The following is a 24,006-nucleotide window of genomic DNA, read 5'->3' as shown; positions in this document are numbered from 1 at the left end:
AGATGCCTGTCATTTCGCGATTCATCCTTCTGCTGGGGGCCTTGCTGATCAGCGCTTGTGCCCAGCAAGCCCCGGCCTTCGCGCCACCTTCGCAGCGTCCGCTGGCGGCCAATGACGCCCCGTGGCCGAAGAACCATGTGCTTGGCATCGCCTACCACGATGTCGACGACCGAGACCCGGACCAGGCGCTGGTGGCCGTGCGCACTGAGCGCTTGATCGAACAGCTGGCGTGGCTGCGAGAAAACAACTACCAGCCGGTCACGGTGGACCAGATCATCACCGCCCGCAATGGCGGCCCGGAACTGCCGCCGCGTGCGGTGCTGCTGAGTTTCGACGATGGCTATTCGAGCTTCTATACCCGTGTCATGCCTATCCTGCGTGCCTATAACTGGCCGGCGATTCTCGCCCCGGTCGGCAGTTGGGTGGATACGCCGCTGAACCAAACCGTGGATTTCGCCGGAGTGCCGCGCAAGCGTTCCGAGTTCCTGACCTGGGAGCAGATCCGCGAGGTGTCCAAATCGGGCCTGGTGGAAATCGCCGCCCATACCGACGCCAATCACAAGGGCATCCTCGCCAACCCGCAAGGTAACCAGCAACCCGCCGCGACCACCCGGCGGTACGACCCTGCCACCGGTCGTTATGAGACCGAGGCCGATTTCCAGGCCCGCCTGCGCAAGGACGTGGCGGCCATATCCGAGAAGATCCGCAAGGTCGCCGGCTACAGCCCGCGCGTCTGGGTCTGGCCTTACGGTGAAGCCGACGGCACGGCGTTGCAGGTGATTGGCAGCGAGGGTTATCAAATGGCCCTGACCTTGGAGGACGGCCTCGACAGCCTGGATAACCTGATGAGCGGCCCACGCTTCCTGGTGGCGTCCGATCCCGATGGCGCTCATTTCGCCGAAAGCATCGTGTCCGTGCAGACGATGGACCCGATGCGCGTGGTGCATGTCGACCTGGATTACGTCTATGACGCGGACCCGGTGCAGCAGGAAGCCAACGTCGGCAAGCTCGTCCAGCGCATTTCCGACCTGGGCGCCAATACCGTATTTCTCCAAGCCTTCGCCGATCCGAAAGGCGACGGCCTCGTGCATTCGTTGTACTTCCCCAACCGTCACCTGCCGGTACGCGCTGACCTGTTTGACCGGGTTGCCTGGCAGTTGCGTACCCGGGCCAATGCCAACGTTTATGCCTGGATGCCGGTGCTCAGTTTCGCCCTGGACGCGAAACTGCCACGGGTCCAGCGCTGGGACCCGGAAACCGGCAAGATCGGCGTCGCCCCGGACCAATACGTGCGCCTGTCGCCATTTGATCCGAAGGTGCGCCAGATCATCGGCGAAATTTACCAGGACCTGGCGCGGATGAGTTCGTTGGATGGCGTTCTGTACCATGACGACGCGGTGTTCTCCGATTTCGAGGATGCCAGCCCCGCGGCCCTGAAAGTCTATGCCGCCCACGGCTTGCCGACGTCCATCGCCGCCCTGCGGGACGATCCTGCGGCGATGCAGCGCTGGACCCGCTTCAAGAGCCGCTACCTGATCGACTTCACCCATGAGCTGACCGCCAAGGTGCGGGCGATTCGCGGCCCGCAGATCCTGACGGCGCGCAACATCTTTGCCGAACCGATGCTCAATCCGGAAAGCGAAGCCTGGTTCGCCCAAAACCTCGACGACTTCCTCGGCGCCTACGACTGGACGGCACCGATGGCCATGCCACTGATGGAAAAGCAGACCCCCGAACAATCCGGCCCCTGGCTCGAGCGCCTGGTGGACACCGTCAAGGCTCGTCCCGGCGCGCTCAAGCGCACGGTGTTCGAATTGCAGGCCCGTGACTGGCATAGCAAGCCGGCCAGCGACATCGACGGCAAACAACTGGCCGACTGGATGGGACGTCTCAAGCGCAAAGGCGTGACCAGTTTCGGCTACTACCCGGACAACTTCATCGAAGACCAGCCGGCGGTGAAAACCGTGCGGCCGGCGCTCTCCAACAAGTGGAATCCTTGACATGCTCGACAGACTGCTCGCCCTGCTGGTGCTGGCGATCGTCCTTGGGGTGCCCCTGGGCCTGATCTTCCTGGTCACCGGGCAATTCCTGATGGACTTCGTGTTCTTTTACCCGCTGTTCATGTCCGGGCTGTGGATCGCCGGCGGCCTGTATTTCTGGCTGCACTGGGAGCGCCACTGGCCTTGGAAGGACGACACCTTGCCACCGGCCCTGGCAGGCGAGCCGCTGATCAGCATCCTGATCCCGTGCTTCAACGAAGGCGACAACGTCGCCGACACCATTCACGCGGCGCTGGGCCAGCATTATCCGAACATCGAAGTCATCGCCATCAACGACGGCTCCAAAGACAATACCGCCCAGATGCTCGATCAACTGGCGGCCGAAGACCCGCGCCTGCGCGTCCTGCACCTGGCGGAAAACCAGGGCAAGGCTGTGGCCCTGCGCATGGGGGCCATCGCGGCGCGCAGCGAATACCTGGTGTGCATCGACGGTGATGCGCTGCTGGCGCCGAACACCTGTGCCTACCTGGTGGCGCCGATGCTGGACAACGCCCGCCTCGGCGCGGTGACGGGCAACCCGCGCATCCGCACCCGGTCAACGTTGATCGGTCGGGTCCAGGTCGGTGAGTTTTCCTCGATCATCGGCCTGATCAAGCGCACCCAGCGGGTCTTCGGGCGAATCTTCACCGTGTCCGGCGTGATCGTCGCGTTCCGTCGCACGGCCCTGCACCGGGTGGGCTACTGGAGCCCGGACATGATCACCGAAGACATCGACATCAGTTGGAAGCTGCAGTTGGATCACTGGAGCATCTTCTACGAGCCCCGTGCGCTGTGCTGGATTCTCATGCCTGAAACCCTGCGCGGCCTTTGGCGGCAACGGCTACGCTGGGCCCAGGGCGGCGCCGAGGTGCTGTTCAAGAACATCCGTGGCATCTGGCAATACCGCCACCGCTACCTGTGGCCGTTGCTGTTCGAATACTGCCTGTCCACCGGTTGGGCGTTCACCTTCCTGCTGTCGGTGATCTTCTGGGGCGTCGGTAAATTCGTCGAGATGCCAGCCGCCATTGCTGTGGATCACCTGATGCCGCCGGCGTTCACCGGCCTGTTGCTGGCGGTGGTGTGCCTGCTGCAATTCGCGGTGAGCATCCTGATCGACCGGCGCTACGAAAAAGGCCTGTGGCACATCATGTTCTGGGTGGTCTGGTACCCGTTGGTGTTCTGGCTGATCAGCCTGTTCACCACCTTGGTGAGCTTTCCCAAAGTGCTGTTCGGGCAGCATCAGAAGCGTGCGCGCTGGATCAGTCCGGATCGCGGCATCAAACCGTTCGACGATCAGGAAGAGGAAGTGATCCGATGAAAATTATCAGGACCCGGCAACGGCCTTTTCTGGTGGTCATCGATGCGTTTTTCACCGTGCTGGCGTGGGTGGGGCTTTTGTATTTGCTGGTCAATGGGCTATGGCCGCTGCTCGACAGCCAGGCAGGTCCGCGCCTGGGCGGGTCGCTGTTCGACACCCTGGCGACCTTGCAGGTCTATGGTTGGATTGCGTTGGTCAACGCGGTGCTGTTGATTACCTGGGCGCGTTATCAACAGCGCAAAAGCCGCAGCTTCGCCCAGCGTCGACTGCCGGTGCCGGCGGTGGATGACCAAGGCTTGAGCGCCAGTTTCAAGTTGACCGACGAGCGTCTGGACACCTTGCGCCAGCCTGGCTCGAAGATCATCCACAACAACCAGGAAGGCGACATCAGCCACATCGTGCCGCATTTCCATCTGCTCAGTCCGGAGTTGCAACCTCCGCCCCTGGCGCCGTTGGAGCGGCCACGGGTGATTCACTTACCGGCGGATCAGTCCGTGCATTGATGCAAGCTGTGCCGACGCTTTCGTCGGATCGCCGCCCGGAGCAAGCTCGCTCCCACAGGGGCTTGGGGTTGTGGCGGATAGTTCGGTCCACACAGAACAAAACTGTGGGAGCGGGCTTGCTCGCGAATGCTGCGTGTCAGTCAATATTGATGCCGGCTGACACACCGCTTTCGCGAGCAAGCCCGCCCCCACGGGGGATTTGGGGCTAGGACGAAAAATCCCGGATCAGCCGCCACGCCTCGTCCACCGGCAACGGTTGTTTCATGCGCTGGGCCAGCGCCGCCATCGCCCGGCCTTCATCGCAGGCCACGGCGGCGGCGACTAGGCCGTTCTTGCCCAGCAAGGCGATAAAGGGCGGATGCTCGGGCGTACCCTTGAATTCCACTTCGTCCCAATGCTCGGCGTGACCGAGGTAGTCGTAGCGTTTGCCAAAGTGATACGTCCAGAAAAACGGCACGTCCAGATAGTGCTCGTCGCCCCCGAGCATATTTGCGGCGGCGATGCGCGCCTGTTGCTGGGCCAGGCGCCAATGTTCGATGCGCACAGGCGCGCCGTTCAGGGGGAAGGTCGCGATATCACCCACGGCCCATACGCCATCCGCCACACGCATGCCCGCGTCAACCGACAGCGACTCGTCCTGTTCCCGTGGCAGCTGTGCAAACGGCTCGGTGGCCGGGCGCACGCCGACGCCGATGACCACCAGGTCCGCGGCAAAACGCTGGCCGTTATCCAGCACCACGGCTTCGACCTTGTGCGAGCCCTCGATCCGCGCCGCTTCGCCGTCGGTGTGGTACACCACGCCGTTGGCCCGATGCCGGGCAAGGATGGCCTGGCCGACGCTTTCCCCCAACTGCGCGGCGAACGGCACCGGGTGCCGGGCCAGGACAGTGACGCTCAGCTCGCGCTTGCGCAGGGACGAAGCGACTTCCAGGGCAATGAAACTGTCGCCGATGACCACCGTCCGTTGCCCTGGCCGGACCGCGTCGAGAATCTGGCGGGCGTGGGCGATGGAACGCAGCACGAAGACCTGCGGCAAATCGATGCCAGGCAACGCTAGCGTCTTCGGCTCCCCGCCCGTGGCGATGAGCGCGGCGTCGTAGTCCAGGCGCCGGCCATCGGCGAGGTGGATTTGCCGGGCACCAGGGTCCAAATGGGTGGCCTCGCCATGGAGCCTTTCGATGCGTTGCTGGGTGAAGTAAGTTTCATCGCGCAGCGGCGCCGTCTCGTTGACCGCCATGTCGCCGGCCAACACATATTTGCTCAGCACCGTGCGGTCGTAGCCGGCTTCGGCTTCGCGGTCGATCATCAGGATGCGTCCGCCAAAGCCCCTCTCCCGCAACGCCGCCGCGCAAGCCGTGCCGGCCGCACCGGCACCGATAATGACGAACGTGCGCGCGTCATCGGCCGGCGGGACTTTATCGGCCGGCAGTGGCTGGTCATCGACCCAGACGTCACCGTCCCGCACCTCGACGTGATAGCGCGTCAGGCTGTCGAGGGCCGGCGGCTCGCACAGGGCGCCGTCTTCAGCCCGGAACGCCGCCTTGTGCCATGGGCATATCAGCCGTCCATGACACACCGCGCCCTTGGCCAGAGGGGCGCCGGCATGGGGGCATTTGCCTTGGAAGGCGCGCACCTGATCGCCTGCACGCAGCAGCAGGATAGGGGTGTCGTTGATCTTGACTTCGAGGCCGCGGTCTTCGCGAACGTCGGCAAAACGGGCGACTTGATGCAGAGACATGATCGTTCTCCGGCTGGCGTTTCCCGTTGGAGTCGCAGGGCCGGAACGAGGTTCAGCGCAATTGTCACTGCACCCTTGGCGAAGCTGCGGCTATAGTTCGCAAGCCGTCCATGGCCTGACACGCACAAGGTGCCCCGGTATGACCCGATTGAAGATTCTCACCCCTTGGCTGGCGGCCGTCGCCCTGGTGCTGTGCGCACAAGGGGCTGCCCAGGCCGAGGAGCGTTTTACCCTCAGTATTCCCGGCGTGTCGGACGACCGTCTCTTCACTGCCGCGCAGGCCAGTGACGCCAACACCTGCGGTGGCAAGAACATTTCCCCGGCGCTGAGCTGGAACGCCGGCCCGCCAGGCACCCTCAGCTACGCCATTGTCATGTTGGACCCGGACGGCCAACGGGGCCAGGGTGTCGACCACTGGATCCACTACGGCATCAAGGCCTCCACGCGGCAGATTCCGACGGGCGCCGGAACCAAGTCCTCGTTGGAAGGCATGAGCGGTATCAACAGCAAGAACACCCACGGCTACATCGGCCCATGCCCGCCTATCGGCGACAGCGCTCACCATTACCTGATCCAGCTCTTCGCCCTCGACCTGCCGCCGGAAGCCTTGCCCGCCGGCCTCACACGGGCCCAACTGATGGAAAAAATCAAAGGCCACGTCCTGCGCAACAGCAGCGTCGTGCGCCGCTACCACCGCTGACTCGAACAGCACAAAACCCCTGTGGCGAGGGAGCTTGCTCCCGCTGGGCTGAAGCAGCCCCCCACAGAGGCGCTGATGCCCCGACACAACATTGGCATCGCGCGCCAAAAACGAGCACTATCGAGCCCCTGTTCACTCATGCCGGAGGATGGCGATGACGCAGAAACCCGACGGCATCGCCCGCCTCTTGAACTGCCCCACCAAGGGCGACGAAATACGCCGGGCCATTGCCCAGAGCCGCAAGGATTTCCTGCCTGTCGACGAGGCCGAAGACGCCGAGCCAGGCCAGCCACCGGTTGAACCGGTGGACAATGATCGCGACGACTGAGCCGTCGCCTCTTTCAACCGACTTGTTCAAATCTGCCTATGACTGCTGCCACTGTTCTAACCGGTGATCGATTCAGCCGCTCCGATTACAAAACCCTGGGCCTGGCCGCCTTGGGCGGCGCGCTGGAAATCTACGATTTCATCATCTTCGTCTTTTTCGCCCTGACCCTCAGCCAGTTGTTCTTCCCGCCGGAAATGCCCGATTGGCTGCGCTTGCTGCAAAGCTTCGGGATTTTCGCCACCGGTTACCTGGCCCGGCCCCTGGGCGGCATCCTCATGGCGCACTTTGCCGATCGCCTGGGGCGCAAGCGCGTGTTCAGCCTGAGCATCCTGATGATGGCCTTGCCGTGCCTGCTCATCGGGGTGATGCCGACCTACGCGCAAATCGGTTATTTCGCTCCGTTGCTGTTGCTGGCGCTGCGTATTTTGCAGGGCGCGGCGGTGGGCGGCGAGGTGCCCAGCGCCTGGGTGTTCGTGGCCGAACATGCGCCGTTGCATCATCGCGGCTATGCCCTGGGTTTCCTCCAGGCCGGCCTGACCTTCGGCTACTTGCTGGGTGCCTTGACCGCAACGGCGCTGGCGCGGATCTACACGCCGGCGGAGATTCTCGATTACGCCTGGCGTCTGCCGTTCCTGCTGGGGGGCGTCTTCGGGGTGATCGGCGTCTGGTTGCGCCGTTGGTTGAGCGAAACGCCGATCTTCGTGGCCCTGCAAGCCAATCGCGAAGGCGCTGCGGAACTGCCGTTGCGCACGGTCCTGCGCGACCACCGCCAGGCCTTGCTGCCCGCCGCCATCCTGACCTGCGTGCTGACCTCGGCCGTGGTGGTGTTCGTGGTCATCACCCCGACCGTGATGCAAAAAAGCTTCGGCATGACCCCAAGCCACACCTTCGCCCTGAGCAGCCTGGGCATCGTCTTCCTGAACATCGGCTGCGTCCTCGCCGGCCTGATCGTCGACCGCATCGGCGCCTGGCGCACCGTCATGCTCTACAGCCTGCTGCTGCCCCTGGGCATCGCCGTGCTCTACGCCAGCCTGATCAGCGGCAGCGCCTGGCTGGGCCTGGCCTACGCCGTGGCCGGCCTGGGCTGTGGCGTGGTCGGCGCGGTGCCATCGGTGATGGTCAGCCTGTTTCCGCCGAAGATCCGCGTGTCCGGCATCTCGCTCACCTACAACATCGCCTATGCCCTGTGGGCGAGCATGACCCCGTTGATGCTGATTGCCCTGGTGCCGTGGAGCCCGTGGGTGTGCGTGGGGTATTGCGTGGTGATGGGCGCGGTGGGCGTGGCTGCGGCGGCGTATTTTCCCGGGCGGCATGGGAAGGCTGCGCAGCCGTCATTGGCCTGTGAATCCTGATCCGGCTGTTCAAAGACGCTCGCGCAAAAAATCCACAAAGGCCCGAGTCCGTGCCGAGCGACGTCGGTCTTGACTGAACACGGTGCTGATGGGCAGCGCCAGTGGCCGGTAATCGGCAAGCACGGTGCAGACGGTGCCCTGGCGAACATCGGCCGCGAACAACCACTGCGGTGACAGCGAAACGCCCAGCCCCGACAGCACCATTTCCCGGATCGCCTCGCTGCTGTTGCAGGGGACGTTGCCCTTGATCGTTACGCTGTGCTGTCGGCCATCCTGGTCGGGCTGTCGCCGAGGGAAATCGCTACCAGCCGCACGAACACCAGAATCGCATCGAGCGAATCCTTGAGCACTGAAAAGACATTACCTGGCCACCCCATGGTGGCCAGGCGGTTTATCGCAGATTGATCAATCCGAACCATATTTTGGCGAACGCGGCCCGTACAGGATCCCGGTGCGCTGGCCCGCCGACAGCAGACGCGCACTGGTAATACCGGCAATCGGGTGGCCAGCGTCAGTGGAACTGTTGATGATTTGCTTGACCGCCGCAGTGATCAACATACCAACCAGCCCGCCACCGCTGTTGTTTCCGCCCTCTTCACTGGAGGCGCGAGCCGAGCCGGTCCACAGGGTGATGCCTGTGCGCAGGTCCACCAGCTTGGCCGAAGCGGTGACCGCCGTTTCACTGGAGATCAGCATGTAGCGGGTGCCGTACTCCGTGATAGTGATGTACAGCGCCGCGTCGGCGCCGAAAATCTCATGCAGTTTGGCCGGAGCCACGCCTTGGATGTCATTTGCCGTCGTCAGGCCATTCTGGCGGAAGGTTTCGTCCACCAGTGCAATCGGTAACACGTAGTAGCCGGCTTCGGCCAACGGGTAAGTGACTTGAGACACGAGGCTGTAGGACGCTTGCACCTCAGGTGATTCATTGATCGGCGGCAACACCAGGATCGACTTGGGTCGTGCCTGTTTGAAGGCCGAATAGTCAATGGTCTTGGGGGCGGCACAGCCGCCCAGCAACGCCAGGGCCAGCAGGGCGCCCGTCAGTTTCAAAAGGCTCATTTGACGTCTCCGGTCTTGGCGTTCTTGAGCAGCATGTCCATGTATGCGGCAGACTCCGGGAACAGCGCCTTCTCGGTGCGTAACTCCTGCACCATCTGGTCATCCTTGCCCATGCTCAGGTACAGCATGCCCAAGTGGGCGTGGTAACCCGGCGGCGCTTTTCGGCCACTGGCGTTGATCTTTTGCAGGTCCCGCTCCAATGCTTCGACCTGGGCTTCCTTGGGCTCACCCTTGAAATATTCGTAGACCTGCGGCTGATAGCTTTCCCATTGATACAAACCCTGAGGCGCCGTCTGGCACCCGGCGACCGTCGCGACTGCTGTCAGCATCAGCGCCAACTTCACTGCCTTATTCATCCGTGTACAGCTCCTTGGGTACGAGTTATTCAGTTGCGCGGATTCCAGGCGCCGGCATTGATGCCATCCACCAGGCGGTTGATCGCTTCGCGCATGGCCAGGTCCAGGACTTTGCCATTGAGGGTGGAGTCGTAGCTGGCGGTGCCGCCGAAACCAATGACTTCACGGTTGGACAGGGCGTACTCACCGGCGCCCTGAGTGGAATACACCACTTCGGAAGTACTGATGTTGACCACGTTCAGGTTGACCTTGGCGTAGGCCACCTGGGTCTTGCCGCGACCGAGGATGCCGAACAACTGGCGGTCGCCGGTCTCTTTGCGGCCGAACTCGGTCACATCGCCGGTCACTACGTAGTCAGCGCCCTTGAGCTTCTGAGCTGTACCCTTGATCGCGGCTTCCTGGGAGATCTCACTCATGTTGTCGCGGTCCAACACGCTGAAGCGGTTGGTCTGCTGCAGGTGGGTGATCAAGATAGTCTTGGCCTGACCGCCAAGACGATCAACGCCGTCGGAAAAGATCCCGCGCATGTAACTGGAGCGGTTATCGAACTTGCCCACGGCGATCGGTACGCGCTGGCCGGCATAGGCAATACTGGCGCTGGCGACTTTTTCCACCGGCAGTGCCCGGGAGCTTTCCGAGGCACAACCGGCCATGGTCAGCAGCGCTGCGGCGATCAGGCCCGACAGCAGGATGGGGGACGGTAGTTTCACGTGATGCTCCTGAAGTGAAGAGTCAACAAATTGCAGCAGAGGTCGTCCTTGAAGACGTGATAGCACAATGGCGGCGGCATTTTACGAGGTTCACATCGCTTCTCAAACTGTTTTCGCTTCAGCGAGGTTTGCCGCAACTGACTTGTCCCGGCAACATCCGTTCTTGAAAGCCCGGGTTTTAGCGATGCCACCCTCAAGGCTATAGAGTTCCGCTTTCTGGATATCACTGGGCCGAGCGCATGCCGTAAGGCCAAACAACTTGAGCGCGCGTTCAAACCCCGTAGAATGCAGCCGCCATTCACGCCGCTACCCCTCAAGGACGAATTCAAACATGCGAGTATTTAGCCTCTTCCTGGCCCTCTGCCTTATGGCAGGCTGCGCTTCCAAGCCCGATTACTACATTTCCCCTGCGCCGGTGGCGATCCCCGAGACCGCCACCTATTGGATCGACACGTTCAACGTTGAAGTCGTCGGCAAAAACGAACGCTTCCTGCCTGACGAAAAAGTTCGCGACAAGTTGCACACCGACCTGATCGTCCGCCTGCTCGACGGCAATCGTTATGCCTCCAGCAAGGAAACCGCGGACTATCTGTTGGATATCAATGCCGTCTATGCGCGCCGTATTCAAGATACCCAAGGTGGCTTCATGAGCAATATCGTTGCCGACGGTACGTATCTGGCCAGTGTCGATTTCAATTATCAGGTCAAGGTGAAGAAGGCCGGTGTCGAGGTGTTGCACTTTGCCCAGGCCCGCCAGGGGCTGATGCCGGGAGGGGCGGTCGGCCAACTTGAGGCCATGAGAGGCATTGCGGGCGCCCTGACGAACAGGGGCAACTCCGATGTCGAAGACTATTACACCGGTCATTTGAGCGGATTCATCGACGACGACCTGCGGGACATTCCGTCCCGCTAGCAATGCCTGCGTAGCGGGCACCGGGCTGGCCACGTTCTAGGTGGCCAGCCCCGCCTTTGCAGCGCTGGAAAAAATATTTCCTGGTCGTTAACCCGAACCGCGTGTGCCCTGCGTCTGACGCTGTGAACGGATCATTCATTCACGAGGTTCAGCCCATGTCCCGTCCACTTCTTTTTATGCGTCCTGCTGCCCAAGGTTTCGCCGTGACTTTGCTGGTGGCGTTGGCCGGTTGTGGGTTGTCTTCCTCCCGGGAGACGGCCATTCCATCCGAACCGGTGTCCGTGGCGCCCAGCGTCGTACCGCAAGGCGAGATCGCCGAAGTGCGTCAGTCGACGGTCAAGCGCATGCTCATGAAGCCGGCAGCGATGCCGGCCCCCAGCGTAGCGAGCGATGCCATCGCTGCGGGTTATCGCGCCGAGCCGCGTGAACAGTACGAAAAGCTCCCGGACAACCCGATTCACAGCGTGGCCGAAACACCGGTCTCGACCTTTAGCGTGGATGTCGATACCGGCAGCTATGCCAATGTGCGACGTCTGCTCAACCAAGGCAGCCTGCCACCCGAAGGGGCGGTGCGGCTGGAGGAAATGGTCAATTATTTTCCGTATAGCTACGCCCTGCCCACCGACGGTTCACCCTTTGGCGTGACCACCGAAGTGGCCCCGTCACCGTGGAACCCCCACACCCGCTTGCTGCGCATCGGCATCAAGGCCAGCGACCGCGCCGTGGCGGACCTGGCGCCGGCCAACCTGGTCTTCCTGGTGGACGTGTCCGGCTCCATGGACCGTCGCGAAGGCCTGCCGCTGGTCAAGAGCACGCTGAAACTGCTGGTGGACCAATTGCGCGACCAGGACCGAGTGTCGCTGGTGGTTTATGCCGGTGAATCCCGGGTGGTGCTCAAGCCCACGTCGGGTCGCGACAAGGCGACAATCCGCAACGCCATCGATCAACTCGACGCCGGTGGTTCCACGGCGGGCGCTTCGGGTATCGAGCTGGCCTATCAGATGGCGCGGGAGAGCTTCATCGACAAAGGCATCAACCGCATCCTGCTGGCCACCGATGGCGACTTCAACGTCGGGGTCAGTGATTTCGACAGCCTCAAGCAGATGGCGGTGGACCAGCGCAAAAGCGGGGTATCCCTGACGACGCTGGGCTTCGGTGTGGATAACTACAACGAACACCTGATGGAACAATTGGCCGACGCCGGTGACGGTAACTACGCCTACATCGACAACCTGCTCGAAGCGCGCAAGGTCCTGGTGGACCAACTCAGTTCCACCCTGGCGGTGGTGGCGCGGGACGTGAAGTTGCAGGTGGAATTCAACCCCGCCCAGGTCAGCGAATATCGCCTGTTGGGCTATGAGAATCGCGCATTGAAGCGTGAAGACTTCAACAATGACAAGGTCGACGCGGGCGAGATCGGTGCCGGACATACGGTGACGGCCTTGTATGAAATCGTTCCGAAGGGTGCGCCGGGCTGGTTGGAGCCGCTGCGCTATGGCAGTACCCCTAAGTCGGAGGGCACCTCGGGTGAATTGGCCATGTTGCGCGTACGCTACAAGCCGGCCGAGGGCGGCAGCAGCCGATTGATCGAGCATCCCATCGCCAGCGTACAGAACGACCGCAAGCCCAGCGATGACCTGCGCTTCTCCGCCGCCGTGGCGGCCTTCGCCCAACAGCTCAAGGGCGATGGGCGCTACACTGGGACGATGACCTTGAAGGACACCGCGCAATTGGCGCGCTCGGCCCGCGGTGACGATCCGTTCGGGCTGCGTGGCGAGTTTGTGCAGTTGGTGGAGCTGGCCCAGAGCCTTGAGCCTGCGGCCAAGCGCTGATCCTGGCTACAACGCGGATCAAATGTGGGAGCTGGCTTGCCTGCGAAGGCGGGGTGTCAGGCACAGAAGTTTCGCCTGGCGCGCCGCCTTCGCGGGCAAGCCCGGCTCCCACAAGGTCCTGTGCAATTGGCAAGACCGTGTTCTACATCGAAAGGAGTTCGCCCCCCACATGCCCGCTGCGCTTGATCCTCCCAGCGACGAATCGCTGCTGGCCCGCTACCGCAGCGGCGACGGGGCTTCTTTCGAAGTCCTGTACGCCCGCCATCGACAAGGGCTTTACCGCTTTCTCGTGTCCTTGAGCAACAAAGCCGAACTGGCCGAGGAAGTGTTCCAGGACACCTGGCTCAGCCTGATCCGCAGCACCACCCAACCACAAGGCCGGGCGAGTTTTCGCACATGGCTGTTCCAGATCGCCCGCAACCGCTTGATCGACCACTGGCGCAAACACGGCGTCCATAACCCGTTGCACGACAGCTACGACGAGCAACTGCACGTCCAGCCCGACGACACCAGCGGCCCCGAGCAACAGCTGAGCCTGAGTCGCGACCAGGCGCGTCTCGACGCCGCGTTGCAGGCCTTGCCCGAAGACCAGCGCGAAGTCTTCCTGCTGCGCCTGCACGGCGACCTGGAGCTGCCACAGATTGCCGCCCTGACCGGTGCCCCGCTGGAAACGGTCAAGAGCCGCTTGCGTTACGCCCAGCAGAAACTGCAGCGACTGCTGGCCGAGGAGGTACCCGCATGATCGACCCCAAACACACCCCGGACCTCGACGACGAAAGGCTTGTCGAGCATTTCCGCCAACACGCCAGCGGCGAGCCGCCGGCCTCCCTGGACGCCTTCATCCTCGCCACCGCCCGTCGCGAAGCCCCCGCGCCTGCGCCCAGCCTGTGGCAACGCTGGCTGCAGATGTGCCAACAGCCGCGCTGGCAGATGGCATTCGCCACGGTCGCCGGTGTGGCACTGATGATCGGCCTGGTGGTGCGCACCCCAGTGCCCCACGACGAGCTGGCCGCACCCGCGTCGATGGAGTTTTCCGCCGATCGGCAAGCGCCCGCCGTTGCCGCGGCACCGCCGCCGGCCATGCCCGCCCCCGCCCCGATCACCCGCATGGCGCCCCAGGGCGAACTGGCCCGAGCCCCGGCAAGCCCGATGCAATCGTTGGCGGAAAAGCCAGCGGCGAAAATGAGCAAATCCGCGCCCGCTGCACTGCCGTCACTGGAGCAAGGCTTGATGGAAATCCTGCGTTTGCGGCAGGCGGGGGATACCAAGGCCGCAGATGAAAAACTGTTGGCGCTGCATAAACGTTTTCCCAAGGAAGACTTGCCGGCGCGGTTGGAGGCGTTGCGCAAGCCTTGAAGTTGGCAACGTCCGTGGCGAGGGAGCTTGCTCCCGCTGGGCTGCGCAGCAGCTCCAGAACCATTCAACAGGGGAGCATCAGGAAACGGCTGTCAGGTTTTTACGACTGCTGCGCAGCCGAGCGGGAGCAAGCTCCCTCGCCACAAGGCAGCAAAAACAAGAAAACCCGCACAGGGCGGGTTTTTTGGAGAGACTCGTAGACTGTCCGGGACAGGTCTAGCTTTTTCGATATGGTGCACCAGGCGGGATTCGAACCCACGACCCCTGCCTTCGGAGGGCAGTACTCTATCCAGCTGAGCTACTGGTGCAGCGCGGGCGCCATGATACTCATATGCATGGCGGGCGTCCATGCTGCTGAATCGCCTGCGTTTTTGGGCAGCTCGGCGGCTGTTGGCTACGCTGATCAGAAAAAACGGGCAAATGCGGCTTTTTCGTTCTTTTTTTCGAACAGGCTATTGTCCTTAACCCCTATCGGCCCTAGGATTCGTTTGAGATTTCAAACGCTCTTGTCTGGGTGCTGAACCGCACGTCTGTGCTTATGTGCGTTATTTCTGTGCTTCAGCCCGGTGAATGATTTCCCTGACGGCAGCCCCCGAGGCGCCTTTCTACAACTCTAATTCGCTCCGCGTGCGCGCGGTGCTGTTAAGGAAAGCCGACATGCAGCTTAAAGACACCCAGTTGTTCCGCCAGCAAGCCTTTATCGATGGCGCTTGGGTCGATGCGGACAATGGTCAGACGATCAAGGTCACCAACCCGGCGACGGGCGAAGTACTGGGCACTGTGCCGAAGATGGGCGCCACCGAAACCCGTCGCGCGATCGAAGCCGCCGACAAGGCGCTGCCGGCCTGGCGTGCGCTGACTGCCAAGGAGCGCGCCAACAAGCTGCGCCGCTGGTATGAATTGCTGATTGAAAACCAGGACGACCTCGGTCGCCTGATGACCCTCGAACAAGGCAAGCCGCTGGCCGAAGCCAAGGGCGAAATCGTCTATGCCGCCTCGTTCATCGAATGGTTCGCCGAAGAAGCCAAGCGCATCTACGGTGACGTGATTCCCGGCCACCAGCCCGACAAGCGCCTGATCGTGATCAAGCAGCCAATCGGCGTGACCGCAGCCATTACCCCATGGAACTTCCCGGCCGCGATGATCACCCGCAAGGCTGGCCCGGCCCTGGCTGCCGGTTGCACCATGGTCATCAAGCCGGCTTCGCAAACCCCGTTCTCGGCCCTGGCCCTGGTGGAACTGGCGCACCGTGCCGGCATCCCGCAAGGCGTGCTGAGCGTGGTCACCGGCAGCGCCGGCGACATTGGCGGCGAGCTGACCAGCAACCCGATCGTGCGCAAACTGTCCTTCACCGGTTCGACCGAGATCGGTCGCCAACTGATGGCCGAATGTGCCAAGGACATCAAGAAAGTTTCCCTGGAACTGGGCGGCAACGCGCCGTTCATCGTGTTCGACGACGCGGACCTGGATAAGGCCGTCGAAGGCGCGATCATTTCCAAGTACCGCAACAACGGCCAGACCTGCGTCTGCGCCAACCGCCTGTACATCCAGGATTCGGTGTACGACGCGTTCGCTGAAAAACTCAAGGTGGCGGTGGCCAAGCTCAAGATCGGCAACGGCCTGGACGATGGCACTACCACCGGTCCGTTGATCGACGGCAAGGCAGTCGCCAAGGTGCAGGAACACATCGCCGATGCCGTCAGCAAAGGCGCGACCGTGCTGTCGGGCGGCAAGGCGATGGAAGGCAACTTCTTCGAGCCGACCATCCTGACCAACGTACCGAAAAATGCCGCCGTGGCGAAGGAAGAAACCTTCGGCCCGCTGGCGCCGCTGTTCCGCTTCAAAGACGAAGCCGAAGTGATCGCGATGTCCAACGACACCGAGTTCGGCCTGGCCTCGTACTTCTATGCCCGCGACCTGGGCCGTGTGTTCCGTGTGGCCGAGGCCCTGGAATATGGCATGGTTGGCGTCAATACCGGGTTGATTTCCAACGAAGTCGCGCCGTTTGGCGGCATCAAGGCTTCGGGCCTGGGCCGTGAGGGTTCCAAATACGGCATCGAGGATTACCTGGAAATCAAATACCTCTGCCTGGGTATCTGATCTGCTTCAAGCGCAAAGGGCACGAGAGCGCTGTCCCCTTGCGCGTTTCACCCGTTCTGTTTCTTGTGGCCGGAACGCTGCGGCAGTCGATCATCGCATGCTGTCGCAGTCGCCTCCCCGCCATGTACGCCTTGAGCTACGCCGACCGATGAGCGGCGAATGAGGACTGTAATGAGCAAGACTAACGCTGACTTGATGGCCCGCCGTACCGCCGCTGTTCCCCGTGGCGTCGGCCAGATTCACCCGATCTTTGCCGAATCGGCGAAGAACGCCACGGTGACCGACGTTGAAGGTCGTGAATTCATCGACTTCGCCGGCGGTATCGCCGTGCTGAACACCGGCCACGTGCACCCGAAAATCATCGCCGCCGTGACCGCACAGCTGAACAAGCTGACCCACACCTGCTTCCAGGTCCTGGCCTATGAGCCGTACGTGGAACTGTGCGAAAAAATCAACGCCAAGGTCCCAGGTGATTTCGCCAAGAAAACCCTGCTCGTGACTACCGGTTCGGAAGCGGTGGAAAACGCCGTGAAAATCGCCCGTGCCGCCACTGGCCGTGCCGGTGTGATCGCGTTTACCGGCGCGTACCACGGTCGTACCATGATGACCCTGGGCCTGACCGGTAAAGTCGTGCCGTACTCGGCCGGCATGGGCCTGATGCCCGGTGGCATCTTCCGCGCCCTGTACCCGAACGAACTGCACGGCGTGAGCATCGACGATTCCATCGCCAGCATCGAGCGCATTTTCAAGAACGACGCCGAGCCCCGTGATATCGCCGCCATCATCATCGAGCCGGTCCAGGGCGAGGGTGGTTTCTATGTGGCGCCGAAAGCATTCATGCAGCGCCTGCGCGCCTTGTGCGACCAGCACGGCATCCTGCTGATCGCTGACGAAGTGCAGACCGGTGCCGGCCGTACCGGCACGTTCTTCGCCATGGAACAGATGGGCGTTGCCGCCGACCTGACCACCTTCGCCAAATCCATCGCCGGCGGCTTCCCGTTGGCCGGTGTGTGCGGCAAGGCCGAGTACATGGACGCCATCGCACCGGGTGGCCTGGGCGGCACCTATGCCGGTAGCCCGATCGCCTGTGCGGCGGCGCTGGCGGTAATGGACGTGTTCGAAGAAGAACACCTGCTGGATCGTTGCAAGGCCGTGGGCGAGCGCCTGGTGACTGGCCTCAAGGCGATCCAGAAGAAGTACCCGGTCATCGGTGAAGTGCGTGCCCTGGGCGCGATGATCGCCGTGGAACTGTTCGAAAACGGCGACACCCACAAACCGAACGCCGCAGCTGTGGCCCAGGTGGTGGCCAAGGCCCGTGACAAGGGCCTGATCCTGCTGTCCTGCGGCACCTACGGCAACGTCCTGCGGGTGCTGGTGCCGCTAACCTCGCCGGACGAGCAATTGGACAAGGGCCTGGCGATTATCGAAGAGTGCTTCTCCGAGCTCTGAGTTTGTGCGCTGACCCACAAAAAACCCGCTTCGGCGGGTTTTTTCATATCCGGCCTCCGCTCCCTGGCGTTTCGAGCTGTCTGGAACGGCGGTTATTGTCTAAGGTGCATGTATTGCAAGGGAGCGATGCGGCATGACTGCTGTGGATTTACCCGCTGTACCGCGTGTGCTGATCGCCGAGGCCGATCCGGCGTCCAGGGAGTTGCTTGAACAGGTGTTGTCAGGTGTGCGCTGTGATGCCCGGATAGACACGTGCGGCGAAGGGCGGCAGGCCCTTGAGCTGTTGGCCCATAATCCTTACGACCTGGTGATCGCCGACTGGGAGCTGTCAGGTGTCGATGGCCTGAGCATTCTGCGTGGCTTGCGCCAACAGCATCGTACGCCGGCGTTGCCGTTCATCCTTGTGAGCCAGCGTAACGACAGCGCCAGCGTGCGCGAGGTCTTGCCGCTGGCGCCGACGGCCTATCTGACCAAGCCCTTGAACCGGGAGAGCCTGGCCCAACGTTTGCTGGGGCTGCTTCTGAGTGGTGAAGACACTTCCAACGCCGCGCCGATTCCAGGGCCGGGACTGACTTTGCCCACCTTTCTGGAGCGTCGGCGTGACCTGTCCGAAGGCGCGCCCTTGATGACCGATGTGCAAGTGGCGATCAAGCGCAGCCTCAACCCCGGCGGCCTGGATCTGAAACTGCTCGAAGAAGAACTGCGCACCGACCCGCAGATCACCGCGGTGCTGATCGCTGCGGCCAACAGCGCTGCCCAGCATCAGGGCGGCGGTCCGGTGCAGACCGTGGCCCAGGCGCTGCACCAGCTCGGCACCGGGCAAAGCATGAACCTGATCCTCGGCCTGACCCTCAAGCGTTGCGCCCGGCTCAGCGTTCCGTGCCTGGCGGACTATGCTGAGCGTTACTGGGAACTGTCGCTGCACACCGCCGAGTACGCCCGGACGATGGCCCGCTTGCTGGACCTGGAGCAGGAGCGCTGTTACTGCGCCGGGTTATTGCATCGCCTGGGTGACCTGGCGTTATTGCGCTGCCTGGAGGAATGGAAGCAGGCCGGTGGCGAGCTGGATGAGCCGGAGGAAGTCGGCGATTCGCTGGAAAAATTCGGTGCCAGTTTCGGCTCGGCATTGCGTGCCCGCTGGCGTTTGCCGTTGGAGCTCAGAGAGCTGATCGCGGCGGTCTACGGCCTGGGTGGCGGGGTTTATTCCCGTGAAGCCTTGGTGATGAACATGGCGGCGCAGATGGCGCATCTGCCCGCCCATGAAGGCCTTGAAGAACTGGCCCGTGGCCGCACGGCGCGGTTGCTGAAGATCGGCTTGCCGGAATTGATGCGGTTGCGCCGCAAGTAGCCCCACCACCTAACCCTGTGGGAGCGAGCTTGCTCGCGATGGCGTCAGTCCAGACAACCCAGAACCCGTGGCGAGGGAGCTTGCTCCCGCCGGCCTGCGCAGCAGGCCCCCAGCATGCTGACAGGCAGAACGCGTTGTTTGATTTTACGACTGCTGCGCAGCCGAGCGGGAGCAAGCTCCCTCGCCACAGGGGCTTGGCGATGGCCGGAATTTGGCATCCATCCTGAAACCACTGTGGCATGGCTGGATTCAATTGAGCTGCGATTGGCGTCAAGCCGCGATGATGCGGTTCTTCCCCTTGCGCTTGGCCTCGTACATGGCCGCGTCGGCGCGGGCGAACAGGCTGTCGAGGGACTGGTCCTCGGGAGTAATGGCGGTGAGCCCCTGGCTGACGGTAATGCCGAAGGTCTGCTCGCCGCAGCGGAACATCAGCCGCTGGATTTCCCGTTGCAAGCGCTCGGCTACTTGCAAGGCCATGTCGGGGGGGCAGCCGGGGAACACTGCCGCGAACTCTTCGCCACCAATCCGCCCGAACAGGTCACCGCGCCGCAGCACGGATCGGCCGCTTTCGGCGATCTTCTGCAACACGGTATCGCCTTCCTGATGGCCGTAGGTGTCGTTGATTACCTTGAAGTCATCGATGTCCAGCAACAGGAACGCCATGGGCGTCCCTTGTAGCCGCGCCTGCTCGAATTCACGGTTGGCGCATTCGAAGAAATGCCGGCGATTGCTGCTCTGGGTCAGCACATCGGTGGTCGCCAGTCGCTGCAGTTCACTTTCCAGCAGCTTCTTTTCAGTGATGTCCTCGGCGATGCCGACCACGATCACGGGTTGCCCGGGCTCGGCCTGACGGTTGATGAAGCACTTGTCGCTCAGCCAGCGCACCTGGCCGTCGCCGGCGATGATGCGGTATTCACGGTCTTCGACGGCGCCCTTCACCAGCACCTCGGCCAGGCTGCGTTCGGCGTACTCCAGGTCGTCGGGGTAAATTGCGTCGCGCCATTCGTTGTAGTCCGCCAGGACCAGGCCGGCGGGACGGCCGAAGATGCGCTCGTAGGCGGGGCTGACATACAGCACTTGCCGGGTTTCCCAGTTGAACGCCCAAAGCACGGCATTGACGCTGACCAGCAGCGAGCTGAACAGCTGCTCGCGCTCGCTCAGTCGCGCCACTTCACCCTGGGCATGCATCAGCGCCATGAGCGTCTGGGCCGCCTCGGGCCAATGAGGTAGGGAGTAATCCTGCAGGTTCTTGTCGACCATCGGCACAAATCTCAAAGAGCGTGCACTGCTGTGGGTTCGCACGCACTTTTCTCCAAAGCCCGCCAGGATGGCGAAGTGCTCTTTGAGATAGGGGATTTGGGACGAAGTTCCTTTTCAGGCGACGAAGGGCGGGGGATTTAGCGAGTCAGATACCAAGTGTTGAACCTGTGGCGAGGGAGCTTGCTCCCGCTGGGCTGCGGAGCAGACCCAAGGCTGTCCATTCAAGTGAGCCTGACACACCGAGCCAGCAGGTTTCAGGGCTGCTACGCAGCCCAGCGGGAGCAAGCTCCCTCGCCACAGGAGCCCTCACCACAGTGGTTGTCAGGCCGTGGCAGGCCGCAGCGAGTAGGTCTTGAGCTGATCGGCAAAATCCCGCAGGGACTGGATGCCACTGGCCTCGGCTTCGCTGACCCATTCCTTGATGGCGGCGAGCATGTCGTGGCCGTTGCTGCTGGTCTTGACCCAGATCTGCTGCAACGCCAGGCGTTTCTCGTAGATCACCTTCAGCGCCTGGCTGTGTTCGAGCATGTTCTGGATGCGCACATGGTGACGGTCGTCCAGCAGGCTGGTCTCCCGCGACAGCAGGCGTTTGGCGCGGTGGAACTGATGACGCACCGAGTGATCGACCTTCTCCAGTTCCTGCTTGACCAGCGGCGCAATGACCAGCCGGCGGTACTGCGCCATGATCTGGAAGCGGTTGTTGAGAATCGCCATGGCGGTGTCCATGTCCAGGTGGCCCTTGCCTTCGACCCGGTGGGCGATAGGCGCAACGCGCTGGACCTTGGCCAGGCGCAGGAAACTGAACACCTTGATCCAGGCCCAGCCCAAATCGAATTCCCACTTGCGCACCGACAGCTTGGCCGAGTTGGGGTAGGTGTGGTGGTTGTTGTGCAGTTCTTCGCCGCCAATCAGGATGCCCCAGGGCACCAGGTTGGTCGCCGCGTCGCGGCATTCGAAGTTTCGATAGCCCACGGCATGGCCCAGGCCATTGACTACGCCGGCGGCCCAGACGGGGATCCACATCATCTGGATGGCCCAGATGGTGATACCGATGGTGCCGAACAGCAGCAGGTCGATGACGCCCATGATCGCCACGCCCAACAGCGGGAAGCGGCTGTAGAGGTTGCGCTCGATCCAGTCGTCGGGGCAGTTCTTGCCGTAGATGCGCAGGGTTTCGGGATTTTCCGCCTCGGCGCGGTACAGCTCGGCGCCTTTGCGCAACACCGTGGACAAGCCCTTGATGACCGGGCTGTGGGGGTCATCCTCGGTTTCGCATTTGGCGTGGTGCTTGCGGTGGATGGCGGTCCACTCGCGGGTGTTCTGCGCCGTGGTCAACCACAGCCAGAAGCGGAAGAAATGTTTGAGACCGGCGTTGAGCTCCAGGGAGCGATGCGCCGAATAACGGTGCAGGTAGACCGTGACGGCAATGATTGTGACGTGGGTCATCAGCAGGGTGACTGCCACCAGTGACCAGGCCGACAAGCCAAGAAAACCTTCGTACCACATAGGCTGTAGGGCCCTCGATAAAGATAGAAACCGCCGTTGCATTATCACCAGCCCCACAGATAAAACCAGTCGGCCTTTCAGATAAGAGTGGCTGAATGTTTCTTCCTCTATAATCCCATCACTTTGTAGGGACATGGATGGCCGAATGCCTGCCTATCAACGCAGTGCCATGCGCGTAGCGCTGCTTTACCTCGTGCTGTCAGTCACCTGGCTGCAGCTGATTGGTTATTTATTGAGCAGTTTCTTCGATCAATTCGTCGATAGGCAGCGCTGGCTGCTGATCAACGGTTATGCCTGGGTGCTGCTCAGCGCCGGGCTTATCTTCCTGGCCCGGGCGCGAATCTCGCGGTTTTTCGCCAAGGGTGAGCACGGCATCGATCGCGAGCGCCTGCGCCAGGCCGCCGCCGTCTTCGATTGCACCCGCGAAGGGGTGTTGGTGACGGACCGCAATGGCTTGATCGTGCATGTGAACCGGGCGTTCATGGCGATCACCGGTTATGCCCGGGACGAAGTACTGGGCCAGCGCCCCAATCTGTTCAAGTCCGGTCGCCATGGGCCGGAGTTCTATCGCGACATGTTTACCACCCTGGCCAGCCAGGGCGAGTGGAGCGGTGAGATCTGGAACCGACCTAAAAGTGGTGAGATCTATCCGCAATGGCAGACGATTCGTGTCATTCACGATGATGACGACCAGGTCAATCATTACGTCGCGGTGTTTTCGGACATCAGCGCCATCAAGGACTCGGAGCATGAGCTGGCGCACCTGGCCCATCACGACCCGCTGACAGGCTTGCCCAACCGGCTGCTGTTTTCCGATCGCGCGGAGCAAGCCGTGGCGTCGGCGCAGCTTCACAAGCGCGGATGTGCGCTTCTGCTGCTGGATCTGGATCATTTCAAGAACATCAACGACAGCCTTGGGCACAACGTCGGTGACGAGTTGCTCAAAGGCGTGGCCGAGCGTTTTCTCGGGCTGTTTGCGCCGGGTATAACCCTGGCGCGACTAGGCGGTGACGAGTTCGCGGTGCTCGCGGAAAACTGCTCGCAGCCAGGTCAGGCGGCGGCCTTGGCCCGGCGTATCCTCGATGCACTGAAAGAGCCGGTGCAGCTCGGCGACCAGTCCTTGTTTATCAACGCCAGTATCGGCATCAGCCTGTTCCCCGGTGATGCCCTCAGCGCCGGGCAATTGCTGCGCAACGCCGACTCGGCGCTGTTCAAGGCCAAGAGCGCCGGGCGCGACGGCTACGCCCTGTACACCGAAGAGCTCACCGCCCACGCCCAGCAACGGGTCGAAATTGCCTTCGAACTGCGTCGTGCGCTGCAACAGCAAGAGTTGCGTGTTCATTACCAGCCGGTACACGACCTGGCGAGCAGCCGTTTGATCGGTGTCGAGGCGCTGGTGCGTTGGGAGCATCCGACGCGGGGGCTGGTGTCGCCGGCCGAGTTCATTCCCATCGCCGAGCGCACCGGGCTGATTGCCCAGATCGACGCCTGGGTCATGGACCAGGCCTGTCGGCAGATGTGCCGGTGGCAACACGCGGGTGTGGCGCTGTCGTTCGTCGCCGTCAACGTATCGAGTCGGTTGTTTGCCCGTCGTGAGTTGTATGACCAGGTCGCCCAGGTGTTGCACGACACGGGCCTGGATCCGGCGTGTCTGGAGCTGGAAGTGACGGAAAGCGCGGTGATGGAAGACCCGGAGGTGGCGCTGGAGCAGATGCATCGCCTGCGGGAGTTGGGCGTGCGGCTGGCCATCGACGATTTTGGCACGGGGTATTCGTCGCTGCTGCGGCTCAAGCGTTTGCCGGTACAGAAGCTCAAGATTGATCAGGGTTTTGTCGTGGGGTTGCCGTGGGATGAGGATGACGCCGCGATCGTCCGGGTGATCATTGCCTTGGCCCATAGCATGGGGATGCAAGTGCACGCCGAAGGAATCGAGCAGCGCGAGCAAGCGGCGTTTTTGCTTGGACTGGCGTGTGAACTGGGGCAGGGCTACTGGTTTGGCCGGCCCGTCGCGGCGGCGCAGTTGGATTGGGAGCGGGCGCCGGTTATTGCTTGATCGTCAGTGGTATTGATGTTGGTTGACCCACCGCCATCGCGAGCAAGCTTTGCTCCCACAGTTGTTTTTGGGGTGATCGAAATATC

The 24,006-nt window shown here is 62.3% G+C and carries 20 protein-coding genes, 1 tRNA gene and 1 pseudogene; 14 read left to right on the top strand and 8 right to left on the bottom strand.

Annotated elements, in window-relative coordinates:
• Positions 1 to 2: 2 nt before the first annotated feature.
• Genes pgaB through pgaD form a run of 3 tightly spaced genes read left to right on the top strand, consistent with a single transcriptional unit; the run spans position 3 to position 3,860 of the window.
• Entirely contained in the window at positions 3 to 2,000 is a 1,998-nt protein-coding gene (pgaB, locus tag M1D99_RS29185; RefSeq protein ID WP_186710845.1) for a poly-beta-1,6-N-acetyl-D-glucosamine N-deacetylase PgaB, read from the top strand.
• A 1-nt stretch (position 2,001) separates the two neighbouring features.
• Complete coding sequence (pgaC, locus tag M1D99_RS29180) at positions 2,002 to 3,357, top strand: poly-beta-1,6-N-acetyl-D-glucosamine synthase (protein ID WP_434573201.1); 1,356 nt, start codon at positions 2,002 to 2,004, stop codon at positions 3,355 to 3,357.
• The gene (gene pgaD, locus M1D99_RS29175; protein WP_434573199.1) at positions 3,354 to 3,860 is read left to right on the top strand and encodes a poly-beta-1,6-N-acetyl-D-glucosamine biosynthesis protein PgaD; all 507 of its coding nucleotides are present in this window, start codon (positions 3,354 to 3,356) and stop codon (positions 3,858 to 3,860) included. Before pgaC ends, pgaD begins: the two co-directional genes overlap by 4 nt.
• A 205-nt stretch (positions 3,861 to 4,065) precedes the next feature.
• Here pgaD and M1D99_RS29170 read toward each other — a convergent pair whose 3' ends face one another.
• Positions 4,066 to 5,598 carry an FAD-dependent oxidoreductase gene (locus tag M1D99_RS29170; RefSeq protein WP_186709967.1) on the bottom strand — a complete coding sequence of 511 codons (1,533 nt, stop codon included), beginning with the start codon at positions 5,596 to 5,598 and terminating at the stop codon, positions 4,066 to 4,068.
• 139 nt (positions 5,599 to 5,737) lie between these two features.
• Here M1D99_RS29170 and M1D99_RS29165 point away from each other — a divergent pair, with 139 nt between their 5' ends.
• The 3 genes from M1D99_RS29165 (at position 5,738) to M1D99_RS29155 (ending at position 7,978) form a co-directional block, all read left to right on the top strand.
• On the top strand, positions 5,738 to 6,298 hold the full coding sequence (locus M1D99_RS29165; RefSeq protein ID WP_186730674.1) for a YbhB/YbcL family Raf kinase inhibitor-like protein: 561 nt from the start codon (positions 5,738 to 5,740) through the stop codon (positions 6,296 to 6,298).
• Between the two features lie 154 nt (positions 6,299 to 6,452).
• Positions 6,453 to 6,626 carry a hypothetical protein gene (locus M1D99_RS29160; protein ID WP_186709969.1) on the top strand — a complete coding sequence of 58 codons (174 nt, stop codon included), beginning with the start codon at positions 6,453 to 6,455 and terminating at the stop codon, positions 6,624 to 6,626.
• Positions 6,627 to 6,664: 38 nt separating this feature from the next.
• Positions 6,665 to 7,978, top strand: coding sequence for an MFS transporter (locus tag M1D99_RS29155; RefSeq protein WP_458131197.1), 1,314 nt, complete (start codon positions 6,665 to 6,667; stop codon positions 7,976 to 7,978).
• Positions 7,979 to 7,987: 9 nt separating this feature from the next.
• Here M1D99_RS29155 and M1D99_RS29150 read toward each other — a convergent pair.
• From M1D99_RS29150 to M1D99_RS29135, 4 genes and pseudogenes are all read right to left on the bottom strand, one after another.
• Positions 7,988 to 8,266: pseudogene (locus M1D99_RS29150) on the bottom strand (LysR substrate-binding domain-containing protein); the annotation flags it as partial.
• Positions 8,267 to 8,383: 117 nt separating this feature from the next.
• On the bottom strand, positions 8,384 to 9,037 hold the full coding sequence (locus M1D99_RS29145; protein WP_116643461.1) for a DUF799 domain-containing protein: 654 nt from the start codon (positions 9,035 to 9,037) through the stop codon (positions 8,384 to 8,386).
• Positions 9,034 to 9,393, bottom strand: coding sequence for a DUF4810 domain-containing protein (locus M1D99_RS29140; RefSeq protein WP_077506509.1), 360 nt, complete (start codon positions 9,391 to 9,393; stop codon positions 9,034 to 9,036). Before M1D99_RS29140 ends, M1D99_RS29145 begins: the two co-directional genes overlap by 4 nt.
• Positions 9,394 to 9,422: 29 nt before the next feature.
• Positions 9,423 to 10,046: a CsgG/HfaB family protein gene (locus tag M1D99_RS29135; protein WP_162493981.1), complete on the bottom strand. Its 624-nt coding sequence runs from the start codon at positions 10,044 to 10,046 to the stop codon at positions 9,423 to 9,425.
• A 388-nt stretch (positions 10,047 to 10,434) separates the two neighbouring features.
• On the opposite strand from M1D99_RS29135, the gene M1D99_RS29130 reads away from it, so the two are divergent.
• From M1D99_RS29130 to M1D99_RS29115, 4 genes are all read left to right on the top strand, one after another.
• Positions 10,435 to 11,016 (top strand): hypothetical protein, encoded by a 582-nt coding sequence (locus tag M1D99_RS29130; protein WP_434573192.1) that lies wholly within the window; start codon positions 10,435 to 10,437, stop codon positions 11,014 to 11,016.
• Positions 11,017 to 11,171: 155 nt separating this feature from the next.
• The gene (locus tag M1D99_RS29125) at positions 11,172 to 12,848 is read left to right on the top strand and encodes a vWA domain-containing protein (RefSeq protein WP_186709974.1); all 1,677 of its coding nucleotides are present in this window, start codon (positions 11,172 to 11,174) and stop codon (positions 12,846 to 12,848) included.
• Positions 12,849 to 13,017: 169 nt separating this feature from the next.
• Positions 13,018 to 13,590, top strand: coding sequence for an RNA polymerase sigma factor (locus tag M1D99_RS29120; RefSeq protein ID WP_434573190.1), 573 nt, complete (start codon positions 13,018 to 13,020; stop codon positions 13,588 to 13,590).
• On the top strand, positions 13,587 to 14,204 hold the full coding sequence (locus tag M1D99_RS29115) for a hypothetical protein (protein ID WP_434573188.1): 618 nt from the start codon (positions 13,587 to 13,589) through the stop codon (positions 14,202 to 14,204). Before M1D99_RS29120 ends, M1D99_RS29115 begins: the two co-directional genes overlap by 4 nt.
• A gap of 231 nt (positions 14,205 to 14,435) precedes the next feature.
• On the opposite strand, the gene M1D99_RS29110 is transcribed toward M1D99_RS29115, so the two are convergent.
• Positions 14,436 to 14,512: transfer RNA gene (locus M1D99_RS29110), tRNA-Arg, on the bottom strand.
• Positions 14,513 to 14,861: 349 nt separating this feature from the next.
• Between M1D99_RS29110 and gabD the strand changes: the two genes are divergently transcribed.
• From gabD to M1D99_RS29095, 3 genes are all read left to right on the top strand, one after another.
• On the top strand, positions 14,862 to 16,304 hold the full coding sequence (gabD, locus tag M1D99_RS29105; protein WP_434573187.1) for an NADP-dependent succinate-semialdehyde dehydrogenase: 1,443 nt from the start codon (positions 14,862 to 14,864) through the stop codon (positions 16,302 to 16,304).
• A 171-nt stretch (positions 16,305 to 16,475) separates the two neighbouring features.
• A complete protein-coding gene (gabT, locus tag M1D99_RS29100) occupies positions 16,476 to 17,753 on the top strand; it encodes a 4-aminobutyrate--2-oxoglutarate transaminase (protein WP_092204970.1) in 1,278 nt (425 codons plus the stop codon).
• Between the two features lie 133 nt (positions 17,754 to 17,886).
• Entirely contained in the window at positions 17,887 to 19,101 is a 1,215-nt protein-coding gene (locus M1D99_RS29095; RefSeq protein ID WP_434573185.1) for an HDOD domain-containing protein, read from the top strand.
• Positions 19,102 to 19,371: 270 nt separating this feature from the next.
• On the opposite strand, the gene M1D99_RS29090 is transcribed toward M1D99_RS29095, so the two are convergent.
• Both M1D99_RS29090 and desA read right to left on the bottom strand, forming a co-directional pair.
• Positions 19,372 to 20,361: a GGDEF domain-containing protein gene (locus M1D99_RS29090; RefSeq protein ID WP_186709979.1), complete on the bottom strand. Its 990-nt coding sequence runs from the start codon at positions 20,359 to 20,361 to the stop codon at positions 19,372 to 19,374.
• 321 nt (positions 20,362 to 20,682) lie between these two features.
• On the bottom strand, positions 20,683 to 21,867 hold the full coding sequence (gene desA, locus M1D99_RS29085) for a delta-9 fatty acid desaturase DesA (RefSeq protein WP_186709980.1): 1,185 nt from the start codon (positions 21,865 to 21,867) through the stop codon (positions 20,683 to 20,685).
• A gap of 145 nt (positions 21,868 to 22,012) precedes the next feature.
• Between desA and dibA the strand changes: the two genes are divergently transcribed.
• Positions 22,013 to 23,920 (top strand): phosphodiesterase DibA, encoded by a 1,908-nt coding sequence (gene dibA, locus M1D99_RS29080; RefSeq protein ID WP_458131196.1) that lies wholly within the window; start codon positions 22,013 to 22,015, stop codon positions 23,918 to 23,920.
• Positions 23,921 to 24,006: the final 86 nt, after the last annotated feature.

The organism is Pseudomonas sp. R3-41 (assembly GCF_054161485.1).
The sequence above is the reverse complement of the archived record's forward strand: the minus strand, read 5'-3'. Positions and strand labels throughout refer to the sequence as shown.